4 protein-coding genes and 2 rRNA genes are annotated in these 7,437 nt (G+C 61.7%); 3 read left to right on the forward strand and 3 right to left on the reverse strand.

Annotated features, from left to right (window positions below; translation table 11 throughout):
• Positions 1-68: 68 nt before the first annotated feature.
• Positions 69-1,628 carry an NADH-quinone oxidoreductase subunit M gene (locus R8871_RS33815; protein WP_175054287.1) on the reverse strand — a complete coding sequence of 520 codons (1,560 nt, stop codon included), beginning with the start codon at positions 1,626-1,628 and terminating at the stop codon, positions 69-71.
• A 685-nt stretch (positions 1,629-2,313) separates the two neighbouring features.
• Here R8871_RS33815 and R8871_RS33820 point away from each other — a divergent pair.
• The 3 genes from R8871_RS33820 (at position 2,314) to R8871_RS33830 (ending at position 6,912) form a co-directional block, all read left to right on the forward strand.
• Positions 2,314-3,063 (forward strand): ABC transporter ATP-binding protein, encoded by a 750-nt coding sequence (locus R8871_RS33820; RefSeq protein ID WP_175054288.1) that lies wholly within the window; start codon positions 2,314-2,316, stop codon positions 3,061-3,063.
• Entirely contained in the window at positions 3,050-5,623 is a 2,574-nt protein-coding gene (locus tag R8871_RS33825; RefSeq protein WP_407673244.1) for an FtsX-like permease family protein, read from the forward strand. Before R8871_RS33820 ends, R8871_RS33825 begins: the two co-directional genes overlap by 14 nt.
• A gap of 212 nt (positions 5,624-5,835) precedes the next feature.
• Positions 5,836-6,912, forward strand: a complete 1,077-nt coding sequence (locus tag R8871_RS33830) for a lipocalin-like domain-containing protein (RefSeq protein WP_175054289.1) — start codon at positions 5,836-5,838, stop codon at positions 6,910-6,912.
• Between the two features lie 154 nt (positions 6,913-7,066).
• Here R8871_RS33830 and rrf read toward each other — a convergent pair.
• Together rrf and R8871_RS33840 are read right to left on the reverse strand one after the other, a co-directional pair.
• Positions 7,067-7,179: ribosomal RNA gene (rrf, locus tag R8871_RS33835) — 5S ribosomal RNA — on the reverse strand.
• 160 nt (positions 7,180-7,339) lie between these two features.
• Positions 7,340-7,437: ribosomal RNA gene (locus tag R8871_RS33840) — 23S ribosomal RNA — on the reverse strand; the annotation flags it as partial.

Raw genomic sequence — 7,437 nt, forward strand, 5'->3', positions numbered from 1 at the left:
GACGACGCCTCAGCGAAGGCAGCATCCGTGGAAAGATGCTGCAACTGCAAAGCGCCTCGTCGTATCGATCAGCCCGGGGTACGAACCGCAGCGACAACCGGTGCGGGCGCGGCGGCCTGCAGATGTTCGCCGCCGTCAGCCGGTGCGGAGTCCGAAGGATGCGTGGAGCGTTCCGATTGCGCCAGCAGCGTGCCGACCGACGGGTCGATCGCATCGGTGAACGGTTTCGGATTGATGCCGATGGCCAGCACCAGCAACGCCATCGCGCCGAGCAGCACGAACTCGCGCTTGCCGAGGTCCTGGAGCTTCGCGACGCGTGCATTGGCAATCGCGCCGAAAATCACGCGTTTGTACATCCACAGCGTGTAGGCCGCGCTCAGGACCAGCGTGGAGGCCGCGATGGCGCCGATCCAGAAATTGAAGCGGATCGCGCCCATCAACACCATGAATTCGCCGACAAAACCCGAGGTGCCCGGCAGGCCGATATTGGCCATCGAGAACAGCATCACGAACGCGGCGAAGCGCGGCATGGTATTGGCAACACCGCCGTATTCAGCGATCGAAGCGGTCTTCGTGCGATCGAAGAGCATGCCCGTGCACAACAGCATGGCGCCGGATACTACGCCGTACGACAGCATCTGCACGATCGCGCCGGCCTGGCCGATACGGTTGAAGACGAACAGGCCGAGCGTCACGAGGCCCATGTGGGCGATCGTCGAATACGCGAGCAGGCGGCGCATGTCGGTCTGCACGAGTGCCAGCAGGCTCGAATAGATCACCGCGACAAGCGACAGCGTGATCATCATCGGCGCGAAGAAATGACTGGCTTGCGGGGCGATCGGCAACGCGAAACGCAGCAGACCGTAGCCGCCCAGCTTGAGCATGCCGATCATCACCGCGGCGCCGGTCGGGCCGTCGAGGTGGACGTCAGGCAGCCACGTGTGCAGCGGCCACATCGGCACCTTCACGCCGAACGCAGCAAGGAAGCCAAGGAAGATCAGGACTTGCGGCCACGTGCCGAGGCGCGTTTCGCGCCACAGCGCGAGGTCGAAGCTGTGCGTCTGCGCATACAGGTACAGCATCGACATCAGCATCATCAGCGAACCGAGGAACGAGACGAAGAAGAACTTCACCGCGGCGTACGAACGGTTCGAATTGCCCCACGTCCCGATCAGCAGGTACAGCGGAATCAGCGTCGCTTCGAACGAGATGAAGAACAACATGCCGTCCATCGACGTGAACACACCCTGCATGAAACCCGACAGCATCAGGAACGCGCCGAAGTACTGCGCGGTGCGCTCGGTGATCGACTCCCACGAGGCGACCACGATGATGATCGTGGTCAGCGCGGTCAGTGCGACGAGCCACAGCGAAATGCCATCCACACCTACATGCCACGCGATATCGAACGTGGGCGACCAGCGGACGTTCTCGACGAACTGCATCGACGTCACGTCGTTGCGGAAGTTCGACACGAGCGGAATCACCGGCAGGAAACCCGCTATCGCGCCGATCAACGCGAGCCATCGCGTGCGGCTACGTGCCGCGTCCGATCCGGCACGCAAAACCACCAGGCCGGCGACAATAGGGATCCAGATGAGTAGGCTAAGAAGCGGAGGCAATGGCATGTGTTCTGTTGAAAACTTGAAATACAAAACGCCGCATCAACGCCTTCAAAATGAAAGCATTGAAATGGATATGTAGGCTGGATTTCGCTGAAATTGACGTCGAAGCGGTGCTGCTTGCTTCACGTTTACCCGCAGTCGAATGACCAAGGGTGGGAGATTACCAAGATAAGAATACTTTTGCAGCGCAACAACGCTGCAACGCTTCTGGTAATGCATTGTTGCCACGCCAGCCCTTGCGAAACGCCGAAAAATGTGCAGACGCACAAAACAATTTCGTCAGGGTATACACCATGCTTTTTGCATGTAGAAGAAAGCAGTTGGCGGGCGATTAGCCACTCTTGCACAACCGCTTCGACGCGACGATCGCACCGGAATAAATCATTCTGGTGTGCGACACGCCATCAAAGCCGATTTCGAGCCGCAGGCGAAAATTTAGCGCACCCACGAGCAGAAATTTTTTTTGATCCGGCACTCTAAAGAAGCGTCGGCGCGGTCCCGAAAAAACCTTTCCGATCTGGGCGGCGCTCCGTTGCCGAACAGATATCGGACGATGGCAGCGCTCGCCGGCGAGCCTTACAGAACCCGAATATACTTCGGCGGTTCAGGGGCTGACGCTCGTGCCTGGTACAGTGGTTCTTCGCATGATTGGACGCCGCCCTCACCAGCCAGACTTATCGGATACCGCATGCTTTGTGATGAAGGTGTCGTTCCCGCGCTCGAATGCCGCGGGCTTGGCAAAACGTATGGCACTGGCCGCATCGTGCTGGCGCACCTCGATTTCACGCTCGCGCCAGGTGAATTCGTCGCGATCATGGGTGACTCCGGCGTCGGCAAATCGACGCTGCTGAATCTCATTGCAGGACTCGACAGCGCGGATAGCGGCGACGTGATCATCGACGGCAGCGCAGTCTCGCGTCTGGATGACAACGCGGCAACGCGGTTGCGTCGGCAAAAACTGGGTTTTGTGTTCCAGGCGTTTCACGTCCTGCCTCATCTGACGCTTGCGCAGAATGTCGCGCTGCCGCTTCTGCTAAACGAGCTGCCCACGGCTGGCGCGCTCGATATGCTCGCGGCCGTGGGTTTGAGCGGCCGTGGCGATGATTTTCCGCGGCAGTTGTCGGGCGGCGAGTTGCAACGCGTCGCCATTGCGCGGGCGCTCGTGCATCGTCCGAAACTGATTCTCGCCGACGAACCCACCGGCAACCTCGACCCCGATACCGCACACGAGGTACTTGGCTTGTTCCGCACACAAAGCAAGGCAACCGGTGCGGCCACCATCATGGTCACGCACTCGGAGGCGGCCGCGGCAGTGGCGGACCGCATTCTGATTCTGAGCGACGGCGGTTTGCATGCATCGTCGTCCGGACGTACCGCCTTTTCGGGCTCGCCCCCGGACGCTCGATCCGCTGCGCGTTCAGCCGATGATGCACGCTGACCCACGCCCACTGCAGCGAATGCGAGGTCATCGCAGGCTCGCGCGTTGGCTGTTGAGTGCCGAGTGGCACAGTCATCGTGGACGCGCACTGGTTGCGATTGCAACGATCGCGCTCGGCGTCGCGCTTGGCTACGCCGTTCAACTGATCAACAGCGCGGCCTTCAATGAGTTCTCGGCGGCGGCGCGCAGCCTGTCGGGCGAGGCCGACCTGCAGGTGCGCGGCGCTCAACCTCTATTCGACGATTCCATCTATCCGCGTTTGTCGACTGAGCCTGGTGTGGCGCTGGCGAGTCCCGTACTCGCGCTCGATGTCACCGTGCCGGATCAGAGCGCCGCGTTGCCTGTGCTTGGTATCGACGTCTTCAAGGCAAGCCGCATTGCGCCTGATCTGATCGGCGTGCCGTCGGCGGATCGGCCGTTCGATACGCTCGCGGCTGATACGGTGTTTCTCTCGGCGGCCGCGCAGCAATGGTTGAACGTGAAGATCGGCGATGACGTGGCGCTGCAAAGCGGCACGTCGATCGTGCACTTTCGTGTGGCCGGCGGTCTCGTGAGAACGCGGCCGGGTCAGCGGCTCGCGGTGATGGACATTGCTGCCGCTCAGTGGAAGTTCGGCAAGGTAGGCAAGTTGTCTCGCATCGACGTGCAACTCGAACGCGGCATCGATCGCGAACGCTTCAAGCGTGATCTGCAAGCGCGGCTCGGCAGCCGGTGGGTGATCTCCGAGACGCGCGACGCCGAAAGCCGCACCGATCGTCTGTCGCGTGCCTATCGGATCAATATGAACGTGCTCGCGCTGGTAGCGCTTTTCACTGGCGCGTTCCTCGTGTTTTCGACGCAGGCACTGGGTGTTGTGCGGCGCCGTGCCCAGTTCGCGATGCTGCGCGTGCTTGGACTGACACGCGGCCAGTTGCTGCGCCAGATCCTGATGGAAGGCGCGTTGCTCGGCCTGCTCGGTTCGCTTTCCGGACTCGCGCTCGGCTATGCGATGGCGAGCGGCGCGTTGCGATTTTTCGGCAGCGACCTGGGCGGCGGCTACTTTCCTGGCGTACAGCCGCACGTCGGTTTCGAACCGCTCGCGACCGCGCTATTTCTGATGCTTGGCATCGCCGTGTCGGTATTAGGCAGTCTTGCCCCTGCATTGGAGGCGGCACGTGCGCGGCCCGCGGTGGCGCTTAAAGCCGGCGCCGAAGAAGGTGCACTGGCGCGACTCGCTACGCCGTGGCCCGCGCTGGCATGTCTGCTGGTTGCCGGCGTGCTCACGCAGGTGCCGCCGCTGTTCGACGCGCCTATTGCCGGCTATCTGGCCGTTGCGCTGTTGCTGATCGGCGGGATTGCGCTGATGCCGCGCGTGACCGCTTTGATCTTTGGCGCAGCAAGCCGTGCTCTCGGCGCGCAGCGTCGGGCCGGTGCGGCGAGCACGTTGGCATTGGCGCGCCTTGCGAATGCGCCGGGCCATGCGTCGATCGCAATGGGCGGCGTGCTGTCGAGCTTCGCGCTGATCGTCGCGATGGCGATCATGGTGGCGAGCTTCCGTGTTTCTGTCGAAGACTGGTTGGGCCACCTGCTCTCGGCCGATCTGTATGTTCGCGTGGCGCCAAACGGCGACACCGGTGGCTTGCGTCCCGACGAACAGACTCTGCTGCGTACCGTGCCCGGCATCAGGACGGCGGCGTTTGCCCGCACCTCGCATATCACGCTCGACCCTGCACGGCCGGACATCGCCGTGCTCGCCCGTGAAATCGACGCCGCCGATCCAGGTGCGAATCTGCAGATGACCGGGGCAGTGCTGCCGCCTTCCGCGTTGCATGAGGGCGAGACACCTGTTTGGGTATCTGAAGCAATGGTCGATCTGTATGGGTACAAGCTTGCTCAGCGCGTGCAGTTGCCGCTCGGCGAGCGCGGTCACGTGTTCGTTGTAGCCGGCGTATGGCGTGATTACGTGCGGCAGAGCGGCGCGATTCAGATACGGCTTGCGGATTACCGGCGCCTAACCGCCGACACCGGTGCGACGGATGTGGCCGTGACCGTTCAACCGGGAACGAGCGTCGAACGCGTGATGGCCGGCTTGCGTGCGCTGCCTTTCGGCGCATCGCTGAGTCTGTCGCAACCGGGTGAAATTCGTGCGCGTACGCTGGTCATTTTCGATCGGAGTTTTGCCGTCACTTATCTTCTCGAGGGGGTCGCGATCGTGATCGGCCTGTTCGGCGTCGCGGCGACGTTTTCCGCGCAGACACTCGCACGGGCCCGTGAGTTCGGCATGCTGCGGCATGTGGGCGTGACCCGCTCGCAGGTTCTCGCGATTCTTGCGCTCGAAGGCGGGATGCTCACCGCCTGCGGCATTGCGATGGGCTTCGTTCTTGGATTCGCGATCAGTCTGATCCTGGTGTTCGTCGTCAATCCGCAGTCGTTTCATTGGAGCATGTCACTGCACGTTCCATGGACGGTGCTCGGCACGGTGGCGTTGGTGATGCTGGCTTCGTCGTGTTCGACGGCGGTGATTGCAGGACGAGGCGCGGTGTCGGTGGATGCGGTGCGCGCGGTGAAGGAGGATTGGTGATGGGCGGATTGCCGCGTGAGGTGGTGCGGGAATTGAGGTATGGCGCGGTGTGTGGATCGGGGTATCAAGCGGGATATCAAGCGACAGCGGACTTCTGTCGAGCTGATTGCGTTTGCCTGACTCCTGGCACTCCGGGCAAGTCGTCGGCTGCACTGCCCCGCTTCGCGCGAGCAAGGCGACTGAGCGCTGCGATTCATGCGGCGTTGCTTTGCATGAGTTTGATGGCTACGGCACCTGCGGTTGCCGCGACACCGGAGTTCGCAGCGGTCACGCCGGATCATTCGATCGTGCTGCCGCAAGACACTGGCGCACACCCGGCTTTTCGCACCGAATGGTGGTACGCAACAGGCTGGCTCACGACACCGGACAATCAGCCGCTCGGTTTCCAGATCACCTTCTTTCGCTCGGCAACCGGTCACGACGCAGCGGACCCGAGTGCGTTCGCGCCATCGCAATTAATCATTGCCCATGCCGCGTTAAGCGATCCTGCGCTTGGTCATCTGACGCACGATCAGCGCATTGCCCGCCAAGGCTTCGGGCTGGCGTACGCGAAGCCGGACAATACCGACGTCAAACTCGATGCATGGAAAATCGTCCGTGCCGGCGACGGCCACTACGACGTTACAGTGAACGCGAACGGATTCGCGCTGCATCTTGCGCTGACGCCGACTCAGGCGCCATTGGTCCAGGGCGAAGGCGGCTACTCCCGCAAAGGCCCACGCCCCGAACAGGCTAGCTATTACTACAGCGAGCCGCAATTGCGCGCGACCGGCAGCGTCGTTCGACCGGTCGCGGCAGGCAAGAAATCGACCGGTGAAACGGCCGTTACCGGCGCGGCGTGGCTAGATCACGAATGGTCCAGCACGCTACTAGATTCCGACGCTGTCGGATGGGACTGGCTCGGCGCCAATCTGACAGACGGATCAGCCTTGATGGCCTTCAAGGTCCGCAGCCGCGATGGGCACTCAATATGGGCACATGCCGCACTTAGAAATCGCGACGGTCAGGTGAGGACGTTCGGCCGCGATCAGGTCGATTTCATTCCAGTTCGCACATGGCGCTCGCCGCGCACGAACACGTCGTACCCCGTATCGATGACGCTCAAAACCGGCGCGCTGACGTGGCGCCTCGATCCGTTGATGGACGACCAGGAACTCGATTCCCGTCAGTCGACGGGTGCAGTGTATTGGGAAGGTGCTGTGCGGGTGAGCCGTGACGGCGCGGACGTTGGACGTGCGTATCTGGAACTGACGGGGTACGCGAACGCGCTGCGGATCGGGAAGGAGTGAGTTGCCGGAAGAACTGGAGAAGTCCCGGCGTGAGCATGCCATCGCAGCCGTGATCTCACGAGTGGGGGCGAAGGCCCGTTCTGCGTGCGCGATTGGCGCCGGTAAACGCAGAAACCCCACCTTTATGGGGTGGGGTTTCTGATGCTGCAGGGGAGCCTGACGATTACCTACTTTCACACGGGAATCCGCACTATCATCGGCGTGGAGTCGTTTCACGGTCCTGTTCGGGATGGGAAGGGGTGGGACCGACTCGCTATGGTCATCAGGCATGACTTGTTGCCGTGACGCGGGGTGTTTAAACCCTGGGCGGCACAGCCAATCTGGAAGAAGTAGTTTCTGGTGATGCTCACCAGAGGGAGATTCGGGGGTTGTGTTGTTCGAGGCACAACAACGATCTCAACCTGTGTGTGCAAGACACACCTGTTATAGGATCAAGCCTTACGGGCAATTAGTATCAGTTAGCTTAACGCATTACTGCGCTTCCACACCTGACCTATCAACGTCCTGGTCTTGAACGACCCTTCA

This window comes from Paraburkholderia sediminicola (assembly GCF_902859805.1).
Classification (GTDB): Bacteria; Pseudomonadota; Gammaproteobacteria; order Burkholderiales; family Burkholderiaceae; genus Paraburkholderia; species Paraburkholderia sediminicola.